This window comes from Nonomuraea sp. B10E15, assembly GCF_039871615.1.
In the GTDB taxonomy this organism is placed as follows: Bacteria; Actinomycetota; Actinomycetes; order Streptosporangiales; family Streptosporangiaceae; genus Nonomuraea.
On record NZ_JBDPMB010000020.1, the window covers coordinates 107,018 to 126,201 of the forward strand.

At 72.4% G+C, this 19,184-nt stretch carries 19 protein-coding genes; 11 read left to right on the forward strand and 8 right to left on the reverse strand.

The genetic code is table 11. The annotated features are described in order from the left end of the window. Nucleotides 1-41 precede the first annotated feature (41 nt). Complete coding sequence (locus tag ABGB14_RS38335) at nt 42-1,250, reverse strand: lanthionine synthetase C family protein (RefSeq protein WP_347648757.1); 1,209 nt, start codon at nt 1,248-1,250, stop codon at nt 42-44. Between the two features lie 11 nt (nt 1,251-1,261). Here ABGB14_RS38335 and ABGB14_RS38340 point away from each other — a divergent pair, with 11 nt between their 5' ends. Continuing rightward, on the forward strand, nt 1,262-2,110 hold the full coding sequence (locus tag ABGB14_RS38340) for a MauE/DoxX family redox-associated membrane protein (protein ID WP_347648758.1): 849 nt from the start codon (nt 1,262-1,264) through the stop codon (nt 2,108-2,110). A gap of 12 nt (nt 2,111-2,122) precedes the next feature. On the opposite strand, the gene ABGB14_RS38345 is transcribed toward ABGB14_RS38340, so the two are convergent. The 4 genes from ABGB14_RS38345 to ABGB14_RS38360 form a co-directional block, all read right to left on the reverse strand. Further along, a complete protein-coding gene (locus ABGB14_RS38345) occupies nt 2,123-2,881 on the reverse strand; it encodes a class I SAM-dependent methyltransferase (RefSeq protein WP_347648759.1) in 759 nt (252 codons plus the stop codon). 175 nt (nt 2,882-3,056) lie between these two features. Next, nucleotides 3,057-3,455, reverse strand: a complete 399-nt coding sequence (locus tag ABGB14_RS38350) for a hypothetical protein (RefSeq protein ID WP_347648760.1) — start codon at nt 3,453-3,455, stop codon at nt 3,057-3,059. Nucleotides 3,456-3,606: 151 nt separating this feature from the next. After that, complete coding sequence (locus ABGB14_RS38355) at nt 3,607-4,866, reverse strand: NAD(P)-binding domain-containing protein (RefSeq protein ID WP_347648827.1); 1,260 nt, start codon at nt 4,864-4,866, stop codon at nt 3,607-3,609. Continuing rightward, nucleotides 4,863-5,411: an OsmC family protein gene (locus ABGB14_RS38360; protein WP_347648761.1), complete on the reverse strand. Its 549-nt coding sequence runs from the start codon at nt 5,409-5,411 to the stop codon at nt 4,863-4,865. Before ABGB14_RS38360 ends, ABGB14_RS38355 begins: the two co-directional genes overlap by 4 nt. A 79-nt stretch (nt 5,412-5,490) precedes the next feature. On the opposite strand from ABGB14_RS38360, the gene ABGB14_RS38365 reads away from it, so the two are divergent. The 5 genes from ABGB14_RS38365 (at nt 5,491) to ABGB14_RS38385 (ending at nt 9,785) form a co-directional block, all read left to right on the forward strand. After that, complete coding sequence (locus tag ABGB14_RS38365; protein WP_347648762.1) at nt 5,491-6,702, forward strand: homoserine O-acetyltransferase; 1,212 nt, start codon at nt 5,491-5,493, stop codon at nt 6,700-6,702. A 19-nt stretch (nt 6,703-6,721) separates the two neighbouring features. Then, the gene (locus ABGB14_RS38370) at nt 6,722-8,059 is read left to right on the forward strand and encodes an O-acetylhomoserine aminocarboxypropyltransferase/cysteine synthase family protein (RefSeq protein ID WP_347648763.1); all 1,338 of its coding nucleotides are present in this window, start codon (nt 6,722-6,724) and stop codon (nt 8,057-8,059) included. Continuing rightward, complete coding sequence (locus tag ABGB14_RS38375) at nt 8,056-8,538, forward strand: CoA-binding protein (protein ID WP_347648764.1); 483 nt, start codon at nt 8,056-8,058, stop codon at nt 8,536-8,538. The genes ABGB14_RS38370 and ABGB14_RS38375 overlap by 4 nt, the downstream gene beginning before the upstream one ends. Before the next feature lie 202 nt (nt 8,539-8,740). Next, on the forward strand, nt 8,741-8,920 hold the full coding sequence (locus tag ABGB14_RS38380; protein ID WP_347648765.1) for a hypothetical protein: 180 nt from the start codon (nt 8,741-8,743) through the stop codon (nt 8,918-8,920). A gap of 106 nt (nt 8,921-9,026) precedes the next feature. Next, on the forward strand, nt 9,027-9,785 hold the full coding sequence (locus tag ABGB14_RS38385) for a BTAD domain-containing putative transcriptional regulator (RefSeq protein ID WP_347648766.1): 759 nt from the start codon (nt 9,027-9,029) through the stop codon (nt 9,783-9,785). Between the two features lie 6 nt (nt 9,786-9,791). Here the strand turns inward: ABGB14_RS38385 and ABGB14_RS38390 are convergent, their stop codons facing one another. Next, a complete protein-coding gene (locus ABGB14_RS38390; RefSeq protein WP_347648767.1) occupies nt 9,792-10,313 on the reverse strand; it encodes a TlpA disulfide reductase family protein in 522 nt (173 codons plus the stop codon). Continuing rightward, a complete protein-coding gene (locus ABGB14_RS38395) occupies nt 10,313-10,828 on the reverse strand; it encodes a MauE/DoxX family redox-associated membrane protein (protein WP_347648768.1) in 516 nt (171 codons plus the stop codon). The genes ABGB14_RS38390 and ABGB14_RS38395 overlap by 1 nt, the downstream gene beginning before the upstream one ends. 205 nt (nt 10,829-11,033) lie before the next feature. Between ABGB14_RS38395 and ABGB14_RS38400 the strand changes: the two genes are divergently transcribed. Genes ABGB14_RS38400 through ABGB14_RS38415 form a run of 4 tightly spaced genes read left to right on the forward strand, consistent with a single transcriptional unit; the run spans nt 11,034 to nt 16,937 of the window. Next, nucleotides 11,034-11,561 carry a PadR family transcriptional regulator gene (locus ABGB14_RS38400; protein WP_347648769.1) on the forward strand — a complete coding sequence of 176 codons (528 nt, stop codon included), beginning with the start codon at nt 11,034-11,036 and terminating at the stop codon, nt 11,559-11,561. Continuing rightward, nucleotides 11,558-12,268, forward strand: coding sequence for an ABC transporter ATP-binding protein (locus ABGB14_RS38405; protein ID WP_347648770.1), 711 nt, complete (start codon nt 11,558-11,560; stop codon nt 12,266-12,268). The genes ABGB14_RS38400 and ABGB14_RS38405 overlap by 4 nt, the downstream gene beginning before the upstream one ends. Beyond that, a complete protein-coding gene (locus tag ABGB14_RS38410) occupies nt 12,265-14,547 on the forward strand; it encodes an FtsX-like permease family protein (protein ID WP_347648771.1) in 2,283 nt (760 codons plus the stop codon). Before ABGB14_RS38405 ends, ABGB14_RS38410 begins: the two co-directional genes overlap by 4 nt. 38 nt (nt 14,548-14,585) lie before the next feature. Beyond that, the gene (locus ABGB14_RS38415) at nt 14,586-16,937 is read left to right on the forward strand and encodes a penicillin acylase family protein (protein ID WP_347648772.1); all 2,352 of its coding nucleotides are present in this window, start codon (nt 14,586-14,588) and stop codon (nt 16,935-16,937) included. 21 nt (nt 16,938-16,958) lie between these two features. On the opposite strand, the gene ABGB14_RS38420 is transcribed toward ABGB14_RS38415, so the two are convergent. Next, nucleotides 16,959-18,191 carry a phospholipase D-like domain-containing protein gene (locus tag ABGB14_RS38420; protein WP_347648773.1) on the reverse strand — a complete coding sequence of 411 codons (1,233 nt, stop codon included), beginning with the start codon at nt 18,189-18,191 and terminating at the stop codon, nt 16,959-16,961. A 113-nt stretch (nt 18,192-18,304) separates the two neighbouring features. Here ABGB14_RS38420 and ABGB14_RS38425 point away from each other — a divergent pair, with 113 nt between their 5' ends. Further along, nucleotides 18,305-19,159 carry an alpha/beta hydrolase gene (locus ABGB14_RS38425; RefSeq protein ID WP_347648774.1) on the forward strand — a complete coding sequence of 285 codons (855 nt, stop codon included), beginning with the start codon at nt 18,305-18,307 and terminating at the stop codon, nt 19,157-19,159. The last annotated feature ends 25 nt before the right edge of the window (nt 19,160-19,184 follow it).

Genomic DNA, 19,184 nt, shown 5'->3' on the forward strand with positions numbered 1-19,184 from the left:
GGCGATCGTGCGGCCGGTCACCTCGCAGGGCGGGGCCAGGCTCAGGGGGCCGCGTTCTCCGCCAGGTCCGGCCCGGGCAGCCGCCAGCCCGCCGTCCACAGGCGCGCCCCCGACCGGCGGTCGAGGCGGCGCAGGAACGACAGGACGCCCGCGGTGCCCGTGCTCCAGGTGTAGGCGGCCTTGTCGAGGTCGTTGCCGGGGAAGACCGGCTGCGCCGGCTCGCCGCCGGCCCTCACCAGCATCAGCTCGGCGATCTTCTCGGCGTGGCGCCAGTAGCCGTCATCGCCCGTGAGCATCGCCAGGTCGATCAGCGCCTCCCCGGTGCCGGCCAGGCCGCAACACTGGGAGACCACCCAGGCCTGCGGGGCGACGACCAGGCACGCCCGCGCGCCCCGCTCGGCCAGGTCGAGGTAGCGATCATCGCCGTACGCGCGGGCCGCGCGGGCCAGCGTGCCGGCGATGCCCGACATGCCCTGGCACCAGGAGGCCCCCATCGCCCGGGCGTCCGGGCCGTGCAGCTCGGCGATCAGCGCCTCGGCCTGGCCGGCCAGCGCCGCCAGCCGCTCCCGCGCCGCCTCGCCCGCCGCCGGGTCGCCCGTGGCCTCGTGGTAGGAGAGCAGGAAGTCCGCGCAGCCCGCGTCGCCGTGGGCGTACGCCGCGTCGACGGACACGCCGGATCCGGGCTGGGCGGGCGCCACGGCGTCCTCCGACCGCGTGACCTGACCCGTGATCAGCAGCCGGGCGCACTCTGCGGCGATCCGCAGGTGCCGGGCGTCGCCGGGTTCGAGGGCGGCCAGCGCCAGGTGGCCCGAGCCGATGCCCGCCACGCCGTGCGCCTGGTCGGCACGTTGCGGGCCGTCGATGGTGACGGGGTCCGGCGCCCCCAGCTCCGGCGCGGCGGTCAGCCGGGCCGCGGTCAGGAACAGGGCGGTGCCGGTGCGGCCGAAGTACAACGAGGGCGGGAGCTTGGCGGGCGGCATCACGCGGGACGTCCACCGGGCCAGGTCGGCGGCCACGGCCCTGGACGCCGCATGGTGCAGCAGCTCCATGCCGACTCCTGCGCAGCCGCCGTAGACGTTGGTCACCGGCGGGCTCTCCCGGCGGGCGTCCTCGGGCCCGGCCATCAGCTGCTCGGCGAAGGCCGCGCACTCCCGTACGGTGTGGTCGAGCGCCTTGGAACGCACGCCGAGCTGATGGAACGCGACGGCCTGTACGCCGGCCTGTACGAGCTGCAGGCCTCGGCCTACCACCAGACGGTGCCATGATCGTCGCCGAGTCGGCGTACCTCGCCGTGACCGCCGCGCTGCTGTTCGCGGCGCTGGGCAAGCTGCGGGACGTGCCCGGCTTCGCCCGGTCGGTGGCCGGCTACCAGGTGCTGCCGGACGGGCTGGCCGGGCCCGCCGCGGTGGGCGTGCTCGCGGCCGAGCTGGCCGCCGCCGGCCTGCTGCTCGTTCCGGGCGGCCGGCGGTGGGGCGCTGCGGTGGCGGGCCTGCTGTTCGCGGCGTTCCTCGCGGCCATGGCCTCCGTCATGCGGCGCCGGATGACCGTGGACTGCGGGTGCTTCGGCGGCCGTGACCTCGTCGGGGCCGGCACGCTGCTGCGTACGGGCCTGCTCCTGGCCCTCGCGGTGACGGCGGCCCTGGCGGGGCCGGTCGCGTTCGCGCCCGTCCAGCTTCCCGTGGCGGCGGTCCTGCTCGGGCTGGCCATCCTGCCCGCGCGGCTGCTGCATGTGGACAGACCCGCGTCAGGACCGCGCCCCGGCGCCCGCTTCGCGCTGGCCGGCGCGCCTGAGCCGGACGGCGACCGGGTGATGTACGCGCTGGTCTCGCCGGCGTGCGGGCTGTGCGGGGCGATGCTCCCGGAGTTCGCCGCGGCGGCCGCCCGCCTGGAGGTCGTGCTGGTCAGCGCGGTGGACGGACACGGTGGCGACGGGCTGCCCGTGGTCGTGGACCCGGACGTCTTCGACCGCAACGACATCCCGTGGCCGCCGTACGTCGTGGTGACCGACCGTGCCCGAACCGTCCTGGCGGCCGGCGGCGCGGCCACGCCCGCCCAGCTGGAGCAGATCCTGTCCGGCGCCGAAGCGGCCGCTCCCCGCCGCGAGCATTGAGGCTGAAAGGCGTCAGGGCCGTTCGAGCGTGAGCAGCGGCTCGGCGAAGACCGGCGCCGGCGCGTCGGGATCCGCGGCGACGGCCTCCTCCAGGCGGCGGAAGCCGGCCTCCAGCTCGTCGGGAGCGAGCTGGGCGAAGAACGACAGGGTGCGCAGGCGCAGCCGTTCGAGCATGTCGCCGCGGGTGCCCGCGGACGGCTCGGTCACCGTGCCGAAGCCGGCGACGCGCCAGCCGTCCGACGTGAACATCGCGATGACCTCGTGCAGCGGCTGGAACAGCGAGGCGTCCACCTCGTAGCCGCGGGGGAAGTGCTCCAGCCACCACGGCCGGGGATGGTGGTCGCGGAAGTTCGCGCGCAGCAGCAGCCGGCCGCCGGGCCTGAGCACCCTGGCCAGCTCCCGGACCGCCCCCGCCTTGTCCTGGACGTGGTGCCAGGACAGGAACATGAGAGCGTAGTCGGCGCTGCCGGACGGCACCGGCATGTCCTCGGCCGAGCCCGCCAGATAGCGCACGCCGGGATGCGGGGCGCGCGCCTGCGCCGTCTCGCGCATGCGGACCGACGGCTCGACCCCGGTGACCGGCCCGAACGATGTCGCGAGCGCGGGGGTGAACCTGCCGGTCCCCGAGCCGACGTCCAGCCCCTCCAGCGGACGCCGCTCGGGCAGCACCTCCGCGAAGGCGCTGACCCAGGTCCGCAACTGCTGCTCGTTGAGCGCGCGGCCGCGCGCGTAGTCCTGGTACTGCTCGGTGTCGTAGTCGATCCGCCTCATCGCAGCTCCCGCGCGCCGGTCGGACTTCCCCGAACCATCAGTCCGATATATCGAGTTGATACATCGTCACGATATGCAGCGTTCGCGTCATACCGCAAGACCGGCATGGCGGACGGGCGTACCCCGAGGATCGGCGACACGCGGTGGCGGCCCGGCCGCCACCGTCCTCATCGTGTTACGTGTGGTCCTTGCCCTTGTTCCAGTCGCACTTCGGGTAGCTGGAACCGTGGACGGACCGGAAGTTGGCCACGGACATCCACCCGTACGTCCTGGTGCCCTTGACCCGCCCGTAGACCCAGAGATTGCCGTAACTGTTCTTCGTCCAGCAGTGGAAGTAGAGCACCTGGCCCTTGTGCATCCGCCTGACGTTGCAGGTGCGCGTGACCGGCTTCCTCTTGAGGTTGTACGACCCCTTCATGACACCCCAGCCGTCGTCCAGGTTCGGGCCGCTGGCCGAGACCGTTATGCACGGTATCGATGTCGCGGCCTGGGCGGCCGGGGCGCTCACCAACGCCAGGCCCGCGATCGCGCCGACGGTCGCGAGCACTGCCGTGGATGTGCTCAGGTAACGCATACGGTTCCCTTCTCCGCTGACTCGTCCCTCGTGAAAGGGGGACATCCCGGAGAAGTGTGGGGCCCCTCGTGTTGAGGATCTGTTGAGGATGTGTTGCATCCGGACGACGGCCGGATCCAGGGCCGTCCCGGCCGCCCGCGGAGAGCGGCGGTCAGGCGCCGCCGCGCACGGCCAGGTGCCGCGCGAGGTGGTCGATCACCTCGCGGGCGTCCGCCTCGACACCGTGGATGAACGTGGACCGGCGCCGGCGCAGCACGGGCAGCCCCAGCGCGTAGAGCCCGGGGCTGTCGACCACGCCGCCCTCGTGGCGCAGCAGGCCCTTAGCGTCGATCACGGGCACGTCGAGCCACCCGTAGTCGGGCCGGAACCCCGTCGCCCACACGATCGTGCGGATCTCGCCGCTGCGCAGGTCGAGCTGGAGCCGGGCCCTCTCGGGAACGCGGGACGCCGTGAATTCCTCAGGGGGCCCGACCTCGGCGTCACGGCCGTGCGTCCGCGCCCACTCGTCGAACGTGTCCAGCAGGCGCCGCATCTTGAGGTCCGCGAGCGAGAACACGTTGCGCAGGCCGCCGGAGAACAGCGCCCGGCCGTCGCGTACGGCGGCCCAGCGGCCCACGATCTCGACCCCCATCGAGGCGAGCGCGTTGAGATCGAGGGTCGTCCGCTCGGGGGTCCCGACGAGCTGGGGCGAGGGCAGCCGCCGGGCCCGCGTGAGGTCGTCGATCCGATCGAAGGGCTCGTCCCACACGCCCGACGCGTCCATCCACCAGAGCACGTCGCGCCCCCGGTACGTGCGGGGCATCCGCACGTGCTCGCCCACGGAGAGGGTCACCGGCCGGCCGGAACGCCGCAGCTCCGCGGCCAGCTGCACGCCGGTGGCCGAGGCTCCCACCACGAGCACGCCGCCGTCGGGCAGCTGGTCGGGGCCGCGGTAGCCGAACGGCGTCAGCTGCTCGACGGAGCCGGGAACCGCGCCGGCGAACCCCGGCACGGACGGCAGGTTGCAGGCGCCGCTCGCGATCACGACCGTCCGGCAGCGGTAGTCGCCGCGGTCCGTCGTCACGTGGTAGCCGCCGTCGGCCCGGCGTACCGACGTGACGGTCGTGCCGGTCCGTACGGGAGCCCGCGACAGCGTGGCGAAGCGCTCGATGAACGCGATCACTTCGCCCATCGTCATGTAGCCGTCGGGGTCGGGGCCGTCGTAGTGATGGCCCGGCAGGCGGCTCTGCCAGTTGGGCGTGAGCAGCCGGAAGGAGTCCCAGCGTTCGCGCCGCCACGAGTTCGCCACCTCGCCGCGTTCGAGCACGACGTGGTCGATCGACCGTTCGTCGAGGAAGTGGCTCGCGGCGAGGCCGGCGTGTCCCGCGCCGATGACGATGGTCGTGACGGACTCGATGGCTCGGCTCCTCAGGCGACTTCGACGGTGACGTCCGTCGGGTTCGTGAGGGCGTCGAACACGGCGGAGCGCTTCTGGGACTGGGCCACCAGAGCCTCGATGTCCTGCTTCGACGCGTCCGCGTCGATGGTGAACGTCACCTTGATGTCGTTGAAGCCGTTGCGCACGTCGCTGTCGACGCCGAGGATCCCGCGGATGTCGTGCTTGCCTTCGAGCGTCGCCTCGACCGAGCGCAGCTGGATGCCGCGGTTCTGGGCGACGGACGCCACGCCGGCCGTCAGGCAGCTCGCCAGGCCGACGAGGAGGTATTCGATCGGCGTGATGCCGTTGTCCTCCGCCGCGAAGACCGCGGGGTGGTCGGCGTCGAAGACCCCTTCCGACTTGTGACTCTGCTCCTGCCCGAGACCGAAGAACTCCCGGACCCGCGTCGTGCTGTGCACGCCGTCCTGCCACTTGGAGGAGGCCCGCCAGACGAACTGGGCGGCCTCGGGCGCGCCCTTGAGCGCCTCGCGTGCGTCCAGCAGTGCCTGCACGTTCACTCCGTTGGCGACCGTGGTCATGTCACGCCCTTTCGCATGCTTCCCGTATTCCAAGTAGGTATTTGACCATACACCCCGCGTGTCGGGCTACCATAGCCCCATGTCGCAGCTGGTCCGTACGCTCGCTGCCGGCTCGGTCGGCACGGTGGAGACGCAATACCTCGATCTGCCGGAGCCGCTACGCCTCGATTGCGGGCGGGACCTGCACCCGGTCCGCGTGGCCTACGAGACCTACGGCGTCCTGTCGCCGCGGCGCGACAACGTCATCCTGGTGTGCCACGCGCTCAGCGGCGACGCCCACGCGGCCGGCCTGGCGAAGGCGCCGCCAGGGGAGGGCACGCGCGACGGGTTCGGGGCCGAGGAGCGCGACGGCGCGAGCCGCAAAGGGCTCGGCTGGTGGGACGGGATGATCGGCCCGGGCAAGGCGTTCGACACCGACCGCTATTTCGTCGTCTCGACCAACCTGCTCGGCGGCTGCCGCGGGACGACGGGGCCGTCGTCGATCGATCCGGCGACGGGCAAGGCGTACGGCCCTGACTTCCCCGTCATCACCGTCGCCGACATGGTGCGCACCGAGCGCGCCTTGCTCGACGCCCTGGGCATCGATCGGCTCGCGGCGGTGGCCGGGGGTTCGCTCGGCGGGATGCAGGCGCTGGAGTGGGCCATCCAGTTCCCTGACCAGGTCGACGCCATCGTCCCGATCGCCAGCACGCACGCGCTCCATGCCCAGGGCGTGGCCTGGAACGCGATCGCGCGTGAGGCGATCACGCGCGACCCGGCCTGGCAGGGCGGCCGCTACCACGGCACGGGCAGCGCGCCGGAAGCCGGCATGGGCGTGGCGCGGATGGTCGGCCACATCACCTACCTGTCCGCGCCCGCGCTGAGCGAGAAGTTCGGCCGGCGGCTGCAGTTCGCCGACGACGTCCGCTACACGATCAGCGAGCCGGAGTTCGAGGTGGAGAGCTATCTGCGCCACCAGGCCGGCTCGTTCGTCAAGCGCTTCGACGCCAACACCTACCTCTACACCTCGCGAGCGCTGACGTATTTCGACCTGGCCAGGCAGCACGGCGGCGGATCGCTCAAGCGGGCGCTGGAGGACGTCCGGGCGCGGACCCTGCTGATCGCGTTCAGCTCCGACTGGCTCTACCCGCCGTCCGCGTCGCGCGAGATCGACGAGGCACTTCGCGGCCTCGGCAAGCCGGTCGAGTTCCATGTGATCGAGGCGCCGTACGGCCACGACTGCTTCCTGCTGGAAGAAGCGCGGCAGACGCCCATCATCCGGCGGTTCCTGGCCCAGGGCGGGCCCGAGTGACATCAAGGAAGAGAGCTTCGTGACCGACCAGCCCTCCCGTTCAGAGCAGGCCCGCGCGTTCGGCTTCGAGACCCGGCAGCTGCACGCCGGGCAGCGGCCCGACCCCAACACGGGCGCGCGCGCCGTGCCGATCTTCCAGACCACCAGCTACGTGTTCGAGGACCCGGAGTCGGCGGCGGCCTACTTCAACCTGCAGGAATACGGCAACACCTACTCGCGGATCATGAACCCGACCGTCGCGGTGTTCGAGGAGCGCATGGCGAACCTCGAGGGTGGCGCCGGCGCGGTCGCGTTCGCCAGCGGGATCGCCGCGCAGGCGGCCGCGCTCTTCACGCTGCTGCAGCCGGGCGATCACGTCGTCGCCTCCTCGGCCCTGTACGGCGGGACGGTGAACCAGCTCAAGCACCTGCTGCGCAAGATGAACGTGGAGCTGACCTGGGTCGACCCCGACGACCTCGACGCCTGGCGGCAGGCGGTCCGCCCGGGCACCAAGGCGTTCTTCGGCGAGACGATCGGCAACCCCGCCGGCAACGTCCTGGACATCGAAGCCGTGGCGGCCATCGCGCACGAGCACGAGCTGCCGCTGATCGTGGACAACACGTTCGCGACCCCCTACCTGTGCCGCCCGATCGAGTGGGGCGCCGACATCGTCGTCCACTCGGCGACCAAGTTCATCGGCGGCCACGGCACGAGCATCGGCGGCGTCGTCGTCGAGGCGGGGACGTTCGACTGGTCCAACGGGCGCTTCCCCGTGGTCGCGGATCCGTCGCCCGCCTACCACGGCCTGCGCTTCCACGAGACGTTCGGGACGTACGGCTATCTCATGAAGCTGCGGGCCGAGACCCTGCGCGATCTCGGCGGTGCGCTCGCGCCGCTGAACGCCTTCCTGTTCCTGCAGGGGCTCGAGACGTTGTCGTTGCGGATGGAACGCCACGTCGACAACGCGCTGGCGGTCGCGGCGTTCCTCGAGTCGCACGAGCTTGCCTCCGGCGTGACCCACCCCGGCCTGCCCGGGAGCAGGTACGCGCCGCTGGTGGAGAAATACCTGCCGCGCGGCGCGGGCGCGGTCTTCTCGTTCGACTGCGCCGGCGGCCGGGCCGGCGGCCAGGACCTCATCAACGGCCTGACGCTCTGGTCCCACCTGGCGAACGTCGGCGACGCCAAGAGCCTGGTCATCCACCCCGCCAGCACGACGCACCGCCAGCTCGGCGACGACGAGTTGCGGGCGGCCGGAGTCAGGCCGGGAACGGTGCGCCTGTCCGTCGGCACGGAGTCCGTCGAGGACCTGATCTGGGATCTCGAACAGGGCTTCGCCCGCGTCGCCGCGGCCACCGGGAAAGAGGGGAAGACGGCATGATCGACCTCGAGCGTTACCAGGACCCGTTGACGATCCAGCGCGTGCTCCACACCGCCGGGACGATCGCGGTCGTGGGCCTGTCGGGCAACGAGCTGCGGGCCAGCCATTTCGTCGGCTACTACCTCAGGCGGCACGGCTACCGGGTGATCCCGGTCAATCCCCGGGAGAAGGAGATCCTCGGGGAGACCAGCTACGCGAGCCTGCTGGACGTGCCCGTGCCGGTGGACGTCGTGAACGTCTTCCGCGCGCCGGACGCGTTGCCGGGGATCGCCCGGGATGCCGTGGCGATCCACGCCGGCGCCCTGTGGTGCCAGTTCGGCGTGATCAACGAGGAGGGCGCGCGGATCGCCGAGGACGGCGGCGTGACGGTGGTCAAGGACCGCTGCATCAAGGTGGAGCACGCGCGCTACGTGGGCCGGATGCACTGGCTCGGCTTCAACACGCAGCGCATCACGTCCGTTCGCGCCGGGCTGCAGTAGCCGGCGCCGGGACGGGCGCGGGCGGGCGCGGGCGGGCGACCGCTCCCGTCCCGGCGCCTAGGGTGGATCGCCTGCCGCTAGCGGCACGCGATCGGCGGGCTAGGGCGATGGGTGAGCCTTGACGTCGTGCCGGCTCCGCCCGCTGCGCGCATGCGACCGGCGGGCGGAGGGAGAGGCAATCCCTACAGCGAAGGAATGGCTCATGACGTCTGTCCTTGGAAGGCTCGGCGACCGGTTGCTGGCGATGGTCGTTCCGCAGAAGAGCGCCGCGGCCGTGGAGTGCTACTACATCTACAAGTGCATCTACCCCATCAGGCTCCGCGCCCGCTGCTGTGACGGAAGCTGCGGCAAGTACGAGATCATCAGCGAGAACGGCTGCTGACGGCCGTCCTCCACTGCGCCTGCCCGTCCGAACGTGACGGGCAGGCATACCCGCGACATACCTGGAACATACCTCCTCCGGCCAGGATTCCGGTCGGAGGTGGGAGATGTTCACATTGCTGGGACGTCTGGCCGTGGCGGATGGCGGCGGCCGGGCGATCACGGTCCGGGCCGCCAAACAGCAGGCGGTGCTCGCCGTACTCGTCCTGCGTCCGGGCGAGGTGGTCACCATCGACCGGCTGATGGCCGAGCTCTGGCAGGACGAGCCGCCCGCCACGGCGAAGGCGAGTGTGCAGACGTACGTGTACCGCCTGCGGCGCACGCTGTCCCCGCTCGCCGCCGACGGTGTGGACCTGACCACCGTGGGAAACGGCTACACCCTGATCGTCCCGGACCGGGCGGTCGACGTCAGGGTGTTCGAGGCGGCCGTCGCCGAAGGGTCGGACGCCCTGACCGAAGGCGAGGCGGGAGCCGCGGTCAAGCTGCTGCGGGAGGCTCTGGCGCTCTGGCGCGGCCCCGTGGCGCCGGAGATCGACGTCGAGCTCGTCCGCTGCGAGCGCCGCCGCCTGGAGGAGCTCCATCTGACCGCGCGCGAGTTGTGCGCCGAGGCCGAACTGCGGCTCGGCCACCACAACCGCGTCATCCCGGAGCTGGAACGGCTCGTCGAGGCCCATCCCTTTCGCGAGGCCGCGTGGGCGATGTTGTTGCAGGCGCTGGCCTGCCGTGGCCGGCGTGCCGAGGCGCTGGCCGCCTACCGCCGGCTGCGCGACATCCTCGGCTCCGAGCTCGGCATCGAGCCTGCCGACGCGCTGCGCCGCCAGCACCAGGAGATCCTGCGGGGCGGCGGCGTCCTCGTCATGGAGTAGGCCGGATCACGAGCCCACCGTGGTGGGGATGATGTGATCGCTGCTGGCCACCGTTCCGTCCGCGTCGAGCAGGAAGACGGTCGGGTAGCCGGCGACCTTGAACGCCGACTGGATCGGGCCCTGGGGCTCCTCGGTGACGACGCTCGCCACCCGCGCGAGGTCTTCGACGTACGGCGCCGCGTCCTCGCCGGAGCCGGCGGTGACCACGGCGAGCACCGCGCCCGGCGTCTGCCGCGCCGCCTCGACGAAATGGGGCAGCAGGTCCTTGCACGGCTTGCACCCCGCCGAGAAGAAGCCCACCATGGCGGGGCCGCCGAGCAGTTCACCCGAGATCGGCTGGCCGTCCGTGGTCGTGGCGGCGAAGTCCGGGACCCTGTCACCCGGCGCGAGCCCTCCCGTGGTCATCGGCTCGGAGAAGTCCTCCCGGCCGCTCTGCTGGCGGAGCCGGCGGATCACGCCCACCGTCAGCAGCAGGTTCACCATGCACAGCAGACCGACCAGCACGACCGCGGCGACCAGATAAGGCATCACACACTCCCTGACGTTTCCATGAACAGCCCAGCGATGTCGTCGAAGGCGATCAGCACGATCGCCCCCGCCAGCCCGGCGGGCACCGCGACCGCCAGCCCGGCGGCGGCCGGCGGCCCGCCGGAGTAGATCAGGCCCGTGCCGCCCAGCGCCACCACGAGCAGCAGCAGGGCGTTACGGACCAGGTGCACCCGCCCGAGAGGGGTCGCGGAGAGGCCGAAGCAGCGGCACGGCGCGCGTACGCCCTTCCGGATCGACATGATGATCACCAGCGTGAACCCGGCGAGCAGGATCGCGCTCAGGGCCAGCCCCGCCTGGGGGATCGGCATGAGGACCGCCGCCACCGTCTCGCCGGCCGCCACCGCACCGGCGGCGGGCAGGCGGAACGCCTCCGGCAGCATCGTCAAGGACGCCGCGAATGACCGCACGGCCGCGCCGCTGCGGAGCTTGGTGAACGCGGAGACCGCGAAGACGGCTCCGAGCAGGACTTGGCATGCGACGAGCAAGAGATCCACGACAGGACATGGTGTCCGGTCCGTCTAGCGCGTCTCTAGCGCCCCGCTGGCGTCGAGCCCTGCAGCGTGGCCCGCGCCGTATCGATCGGCAGGCCGAGGTGCGGGGCGGTGCTCAGGCAAGGGACGCCGGACGCCCGGTCGTCGTGACCGTAGGCGCCAGCGCCTTTATACGCCACGGATATACCTCCGGTGTATAGTCGCCGCCATGACAGTCCCCTTGGCGCTGCTGGGCCTCCTGGACCGCGAGCCCAGCTACGGCTACGACCTGAAGCGCGACTACGACACCTACTTCGGCAGGGGGAAGCCGCTCCCCTTCGGGCAGGTCTATTCGACGCTCGCCCGCCTGGCCAGGGACGGCAAGGTCACGGCCGGCCAGAGCGAACGCGGCGACGGCCCCGACCGCAAGCGTTACGCCATCACCCCGGAAGGCAGGCACGAGGTGACGGCGTGGCTGGCCGAACCGGTGGCGGCGGAGCCGTACCTGCAGACGGTGTTGTTCACGAAGGTCGTGCTGGCGCTGATGCTGGGCCACGACGCGCAGCGCTTCCTGGACCTCCAGCGCGCCACGCACATGCGGCGCATGCGCGAGTTGTCGGAGGTCAGACGCGGCGGCGCTCTCGTGGACGCGCTGCTGGCCGATCACGGCATGTTCCATCTGGAGGCCGACCTGCGCTGGATCGACGTGACCGCGGCCCGGCTGGGCGCGCTGGCGGAAACGGTCCGGCCCGCATGACCGTCGACGCCCTTCCCGTGCCGGGCCCGCTGCTGGAGGCCCGTTCCATCGACCGTTCGTACGGCCGGACGCCGGCGTTGCGCGAGGCGAGCCTGTTCGTGGCGGCGGGCGAGATCCTGGCGATCATGGGCCCGAGCGGTTCCGGCAAGTCCACGCTGCTGCACTGCCTGGCCGGGATCTTCAGCCCCGACAAGGGCGAGGTCTGGTTCGAAGGGCGGCGGCTGGACACCCTGAGCGACGCGAGGCGGTCCGAGCTGCGCCGCACCGCCTTCGGTTTCGTCTTCCAGTTCGGCCGGCTGGTGCCGGAGCTCACGGTGGCCGACAACGTCGCCCTGCCGCTGCTGCTCGGCAAGGCCGGGCGCAAGCAGGCCTACCAGCGGGCGGGCGGCTGGCTGCGGCGGCTGGAGCTCGACGAGCTGGGCGGCCGGCGTACGGGCGAGCTGTCCGGAGGGCAGGCGCAGCGCGTGGCGATCGCCAGGGCGCTGGTGACGCGGCCCAAGGTGATCTTCGCGGACGAGCCCACCGGCGCGCTCGACTCGCTCGCCGGAGAAAGGGTCATGGAGCTGCTCGTCGGCCTGGCCCGCCAGGAGGGCACGACCGTGATCGTGGTGACCCACGACGCCCGCGTCGCCGCCTGCGCCGACCGGGAGGTCGTGGTGCGCGACGGCAAGGTCACCGATCCCTACGCCGGCGAGGTCGTGCGATGACCTTGTGGCTGGGCCTGCGGCTGTCGTTGCGCGGCGGCCGCGAGTCGGCCGTCCGGCTGGCGCTCGTCACCGCCGCCGTCGCGATGGGGGTGACGGTGCTGCTGTCCACGGTGGCGCTGTTCAACGCCTTCCAGGTGACCGCGGGCCGGCCCTGCTGGGAGTGCACGACCGGCTCCGCGCCGGGCGGCTGGGCGCTGGGCGCCACCCCGGGCGCCGTGTTGTGGAACCACCGCCAGGACTCCTACGCGGGCCGCCCGATCAAGCGACTCGACGTCGCCGTGCTCGACGCGGGAACACCCGCGCCCGCCCTTCCCGGCATCCCGGAGTTGCCCGGAGCGGGGCGGCATCACGTCTCGCCCGCGCTCGCCGCGCTGATGGAGAGCGTGCCACGGGAGCGACTCGCCGACCGCTTCCCCGGCACCCGTACGGGGCTGATCGGGCGGGCGGCGCTGTCCGGCCCTGACGACCTGGTCGTCGTCGTGGGCCGGACCCCCGGCGAGCTGGCGGCCATGGCCGGCACCGTGGCCGTCGACGCCGTCGCCACCACCCCGGCCGCCGACGACACCACGGCGCTGTACGAGCACGGCTTCGGCATCGCCGCCGTCGGCCTGATCGTTCCGCTGCTCGTCCTCGTCGGCACGGCCACGCGCCTGGCCGCCGCCCGCCGCGAGGCGCGCTTCGCGGCGATCAGGCTGGCGGGCGCCACCGCGCGCCAGATCAACACGATCGCCTCGGTCGACGCGGCGCTCGGCGCGCTCCTGGGCGCGCTCGCCGGCATCGCGGCCTTCCAGGCGGTGCGGCCCGCCCTGGCCGGCGTAGCCATCACCGGCTCCCGCTTCTTCCCCGACGTCGTCGCGCCCACCGGGCTCCAGTACGCCGCCGTGGTCGCGGGCGTGCCGCTCGCCGCCGCCGGCGCCGCCCTGTGGTCGCTGCGCCGGGTGCGGATCACGCCGCTCGGCGTGGCAGGAAGGGTACGGGCCTCCGCTCCGGGATGGTGGCGGATCGTCCCGCTGGTGGCGGGACTGGGACTGTTCGCGGGCCCGGTGTTCGCGAACGGCAGGGAACCGGACGCGGTGCTCGTCGACGTCGGCCTGGCGCTGATCATGGTCGGTCTCGTGGTGGCCGGGCCCTGGCTGACGATGCTGGCCGCGCGGCTGGTCGCCAGGGTCACGCCCGGCGCGGCGACGCTGCTGGCGGCCCAGCGGCTGGCGGCCGACCCCAAGGGGGCCTTCAGGTCGGTGAACGGCATCGTGCTGGCGGTCTTCATCGGCACGGCCGTCGCCGGCATCGTCCCCGCCGTCGTCTCGGGCCAGCAGGCCGCGGGCGGAGGCACGCTGAACAACGTCATGCGGGTGTCGTTCGGGTACGCCGAGGCCGCCCCGGGCCTGCCCCTGCCGCCTGACACGGCGTCCGAACTGCTCGCCGAGATCCGCGCCCGTCCCGGCGTCACCGTCCTGCCGGTCCGCCGCAGGGCCGACACGCCGCCCTGGCCCGGCGGCCCTCCGCCGTGCGACCCGGGCCCCGGCTGCCGGCCCGACTTCCTGCTCGCCCACGTGGTCGACTGCGCCGCCCTCGCCCGATTCCCCGCGCTCGGCCGGTGCGTCCCGGGCGTCCGCGCGGTGGCGGCCGACTTCAACCGGCTGCTGACCGGCGACAACATGCTCTCCGTCGATCGCAACCTGCCGCTCGTCGACCCGGCCAACACGGCCACGCCCGCCGACCTGGCCGGCCTGCCCCTGGCGGCGGTGCTGATCAGCGCCGGCGACCCGGCCGTCCTCGAAGAGATCCGCACGCTGCTCACCCCGTACGTCGCCCGCGCCGGCAGCGCCGAGGCGCCGCTGACGTTCGCCGAGGTAGCCCAGGCCCGAGCGGTGCTCCTCGACCAGGCCGAACGCGTGGCGCTGGCCATCGTCGCGCTGACCCTGCTGGTGGCGGGCTGCGGGCTGCTGGTGGCGGTCACCGGCGGCGTGGTGGAGCGCAGGCAGCCGTTCACGCTGCTGCGGTTGTGCGGCACGCCCACGCGGACGCTGTCGAGGGTGGTGCTGCTGGAGACCGCCGCCCCCATGGTGCTGGCGGCCCTGGTGGCGGCGGCCGCGGGCTTCGGCGTGGCCGAGCCGCTGATCGACCAGCTGGCCATCAAGAGCGCGCCGCCGGCGTTGCCGGGGCCCGCCTACTTCCTGACCCTCGGCGGCGGGCTGCTGGCCGCCCTGCTGGTGATCACCGCCGGCCTGCCGCTGCTCAAGCGCGTGACCGCCCCCGACAATGCCCGCTTCGAATAGGCCCGCTCCGAACAGGCCCGCACCGAACAGGACTGCCGATGACCATGACCCTCCTCCGGCGGACTTCCGCAGCGCTCGTAGCGGCAGCGGCCGGCGCCCTCCTCGTCGCGGCGCCGGGGAGCGGCGCCCCCCCGGCGCGAGCCGCCGAAGGCCGCTACGCCGCCGACATCAGGCGCACCGAGTACGGCATCCCGCACATCTCCGCGAAGGACCACGGCGGCCTCGGCTACGGCTACGGCTACGCGTTCGCGCAGGACAACCTGTGCGTCATGGCCTCGTGGGCGCTCACCCTGCGCGGCGAGCGGTCGCGCCACTTCGGCGCGGACGCGATGTCCGACGACGTCACCGACCCGATCTCCAACCTGGCCAGCGACGTGTACTACAAGAGCGTCGAGGCGTCGGGCGCGCTGCGCCGGGTGCTCGCCCGCCCGGCGCCCCACGGCCCCAGCGCCGCGCTGCGCGCGCTCGTGGACGGCTACGTCGCCGGGTTCAACCGCTACCTGAGCGACACGGGCGTGGCCAGGCTGCCCGACCCGGCCTGCCGGGGCAAGACGTGGGTCGGCCCCATCACGGCCACGGACGTCTGGATGAACCTGCTCGACCTCGGCCGCCTGGGCGGCAGCTCCCAGTTCAAGGAGGCCATCGCCGCCTCCGGGCAGTCGCGAGGGGAGCGTCCGTCGAAGAGGGTGACCGCCCCCGGCAGCAACGCCTACGCCCTCGGGCGCGAGGCCACCCGAGGCGGCCACGGCATGCTGCTGGCCGACCCCCACTTCCCGTGGAACGGCAGCCGCCGCTTCTACCAGGTCCACCTGACCATCCCGGGCCTGCTCGACGTGGCGGGCGGCAGCCTCTACGGCACCCCCATGGTCCAGATCGGCCACAACGCGAGCATGGCCTGGACGCACACCGTCTCCCACGCCCAGCGCTTCACCCTCTACCAGCTCGAGCTGGCGCCGGGGCAGCGCACCACGTACCTCGTGAACGGCAGGCCGGAGCCGATGGGCAGGCAGGAGGTCACGGTCACCGTCCGGGACGCCCAGGGCGCGGTCAGGCCCGTCACCACCACCCTGTTCACCTCCAGGTACGGGCCGGTGCTGGCGAACGACTGGACGGAGGAGACGGCGATCGCCCTGGCCGACGCCAACGCCGTCAACCTGCGGTTCGCCGACGAGTGGCTGGCCATGGGCGCCGCGCCCGACGTGGCCGCCCTGCGGCGCGCGCAGGAGACGTACCAGGGCATGCCCTTCGTCTACACGCTCGCCACGGACGTCGGCGGCCAGGCGTACTTCGCCGACGCCTCGGTCGTCCCGCACGTCACCGACGAGCAGGCGGAGCGCTGCCGCGCCGAGGACGACCCCGAGCCGCTCATCCTGGACGGCTCCAGGTCGGACTGCCTGTGGGGCGAGGACGCGGACGCGATCGAGCCGGGCATCTTCGGCCCGGCCGCCCAGCCCCGGCTGGTCCGCGCGGACTACGTGGCGAACGCCAACGCCAGCCCCTGGCTGACCAACCCCGAGGCCCCGCTCACGGACTATCCGCACATCTACGGCAACGTCCGTACGATGCGGGACCTGCGGACCCGGGTCGGCCTCGACATGATCGCGCAGCGGCTGTCGGGCGACGACGGGCTCGGCGCGCCCGGCTTCACCCTGGAGACCCTCCAGAAGGTGGCCACCGGCAAGCGCAACCTGAGCGCCGAACTGCTCCGCCGCGATCTGCGCGCGCTGTGCCGGGCCGAGCCCGTGATGACGGCGAGCGACGGCGAGAAGGTCGACGTCCGCCGGGCCTGCGCCACGCTGGCGGCATGGGACGGGCGCGCCCGCCTCGGCAGCCGGGGCGCGATCCTGTGGCGGGAGTTCTTCATGGGTCTCAACGGCCCGCAGAGACGGCCCGACGGGTCGATCGCTCCGCCGAGGAGCTGGTGGAAGGTGCCGTTCGACGCCGAGCACCCGCTCACCACGCCGCGCGGGCTCGACATCACCGTCCCGGTGGTGCGGACCGCGCTGGCCGACGCCGTGCAGTTCTTCACGGCCAACGACGTCCCGCTGACGCTCACGCCGGGGCAGGCCCAGCGGTACGGCGCCGTCGCGGTGCCGGGGTGCACCGAGGGGGAGGGGTGCTTCGACCGGATCCGTACGGGCGGCCCGCTCGGCGAGGACGGCCGCTACCCGGAGGTCAACACCGGCTCCAGCTTCATGATGGCCGTGGAACTGACCCCGGAGGGGCCGCGCACCCGCACCGTGCTGACGTACTCGTTGTCGGCCAACGCGGCCTCGCCGCACCACGCCGACCAGACCGAGCTGTTCTCGCGCGGGCAGTGGGTGACCGAACGGTTCACCGAGGCCGAGATCGAGGCGAGCCCGCAGCTGGTGACGACGTCGCTGCGCTAGTCGGGCGCGGGCGGCGCGCGCTCACTCCGATCGTTCGCCGGGGGACTCGACCGTGGCGGGCAAACGCGCCGCCCGCTTCTTGCTGGTCTGGACGTCGACGTCGGCGGCCTCCCGGACGTCCCAGAAGTTGTACTTGAAGGCCCGATGGACCTCCGGGTCCGTGATGCGGAGCATGGTCTCGTCGTTCTCGCGCAGCGAGGAGGGATTGAGGTTCATGCTGCCGGTGAAGACCACCTTCTGGTTGATCTCGCCGTTGTACGTGCCGTCGATCAGCAGGTCCTTCTGGTGCGTTCCCGGGGCGTCCGCGAACGTGCGGATCTCCGGGCCGTGATAGCCGTTCGGCGGCTTCAGCAGCGCTTCGAGGGCGGCCTTGCCGGCGTGCCGGTAGACGATGTCGACGTAGCAGCCCTGCTGGTCCAGCTCCCACAGCCGCCTGGCCACGGCCGTCCGCGCGATGTGCCAGGTGGAGACCCGGATGATCGTACGGTGGTCCCCGGTCGTGCCGCCCTCCGTGTTGCCCTTGCACGTGACGTGGCCGAGGATGTTGTACATCGTGTCGCCGTCCTCGCGGGGCGCGTAATAGAGCTTCATGGCCGGCGTCTCGACCGGCGGGTGCGTCTCGTAGTAGTCGGGGATCAGCTCCATCTCCACCAGGTCGTCGAAATACGCCAGGTAGGCGTCGTAGACGGCCTTGTCGGAGAGGGTGTAGGAGCTGTTCCACTGCCCTGTCCCCGAGCCGCCCTTCTTGAGGTTGGCGCTCGACTGCATCACGACGTCGGAGCTGCCGAGGGTGCTGGAGAACAGGTAGAACTTGTTGTGCATCTTCGACCCGTCGTCGCCGGGGACGTCGCCGATGCACGCGGTCGAGGAGTTGCCGTCGTGCCGGCAGTGGCTCGCCCACGACGGCCGGCTCGTGTCGCCGCCCAGCGCCGTGGCGAGCTCCTTGAACTGGTCGCTGTCCTTGGCGCCGCCGTCAGCCAGGACCTTGACGTTGACACCCCTGGCGTGCGCGGCCTTGAGGGCGGCGAGCACGTCGGAGTCGGTGAACTCGAACGCCGTCATCCTGATGTCCGAGCCCGCCGCCGCGCCGCCGATCAGCGTGATCAACTGATCGACGATCTTGCTTGCGTCCGCCGTGCCGGGATTGTTGAACACGGCTCCGAGCGGCGCCTGGCGTGCGGTCTGCGCACCGGCCGTGCCGGGCCACAGAAGGGGCAGGGCGATGGCCGCGGCCATGATGTCACGCGAGAGCATGGCGAGACCTTAGCCCGGCACGATATACGTTCGCTTTAGGTCTCCTCCCCGTTAGGCGTGCGGCTCTCGCGGTAGGAGACGTCCCTGGTCAGCGTGCGACTGGGGGAGAGAAGATGAGCCGCGCCGTGAAGACGATCGTGCTCCTGGCCACGCTGACAACCGCGGCGCACCCGGCCGCGGGCCACGCGAGCGCCCCGGTGCCCTGCGCGTCATCGGGCCCGTCACCGGGCCCGTCATCGGGCTCCACGAAACCGACGGTCGTCCTGGTCCACGGAGCGTGGGCCGACACCTCCAGCTGGAACGGAGAGGTGGACGCCCTGCGCCGGGCCGGTTACCCGGCGCGCGCCATCGCCAACCCGCTGCGGGGCCTCGACGGCGACGCCGCCACCGTCGCGGACTTCCTCAGGACCGTCTCCGGGCCCGTCGTCCTGGTGGGGCACTCCTACGGGGGTTCGGTCATCACGAACGCCGCCGCGAACGCCCCGAACGTCAAGGCCCTGGTGTACGTCGACGCGGCGATGCCGGACACGGGGGAGACCACCGCCCAGCTCAGCGGTCCGGGCTCCGTGCTCAACGGCGACCCGGCCGAGCTTTACGACACGGCGTCGTACGCGAACGCGCCCGAGGGCGCGAAGGACCTGTACCTCAGGCGGGACGTCTTCGTCGGCTCGTTCGCCTCGGACCTGCCGAAGGACACCGCCGTTCGCCTGTGGGCGACGCAGCGGGCCGCCTCGACCAGCGCCTTCCAGACCCCGTCGCGGGCGGCGGCGTGGAAGAGGATCCCGTCCTGGTATTTCGTCAGCACCGGCGACCGGATCATCACGCCCGAGTCGCAGCTCTCCATGGCGCAGCGGGCCCGCTCGAAGATCACCAAGTTCGCGGGCGGCTCGCACCTCACCCTGATCTCGCATCCGGAGAAGGTCACGGCCGTGATCGGATCGGCGATCTGCTCCGTGAAGGGGGACTGACCCCGACACCGCGTTTTCTTGCACG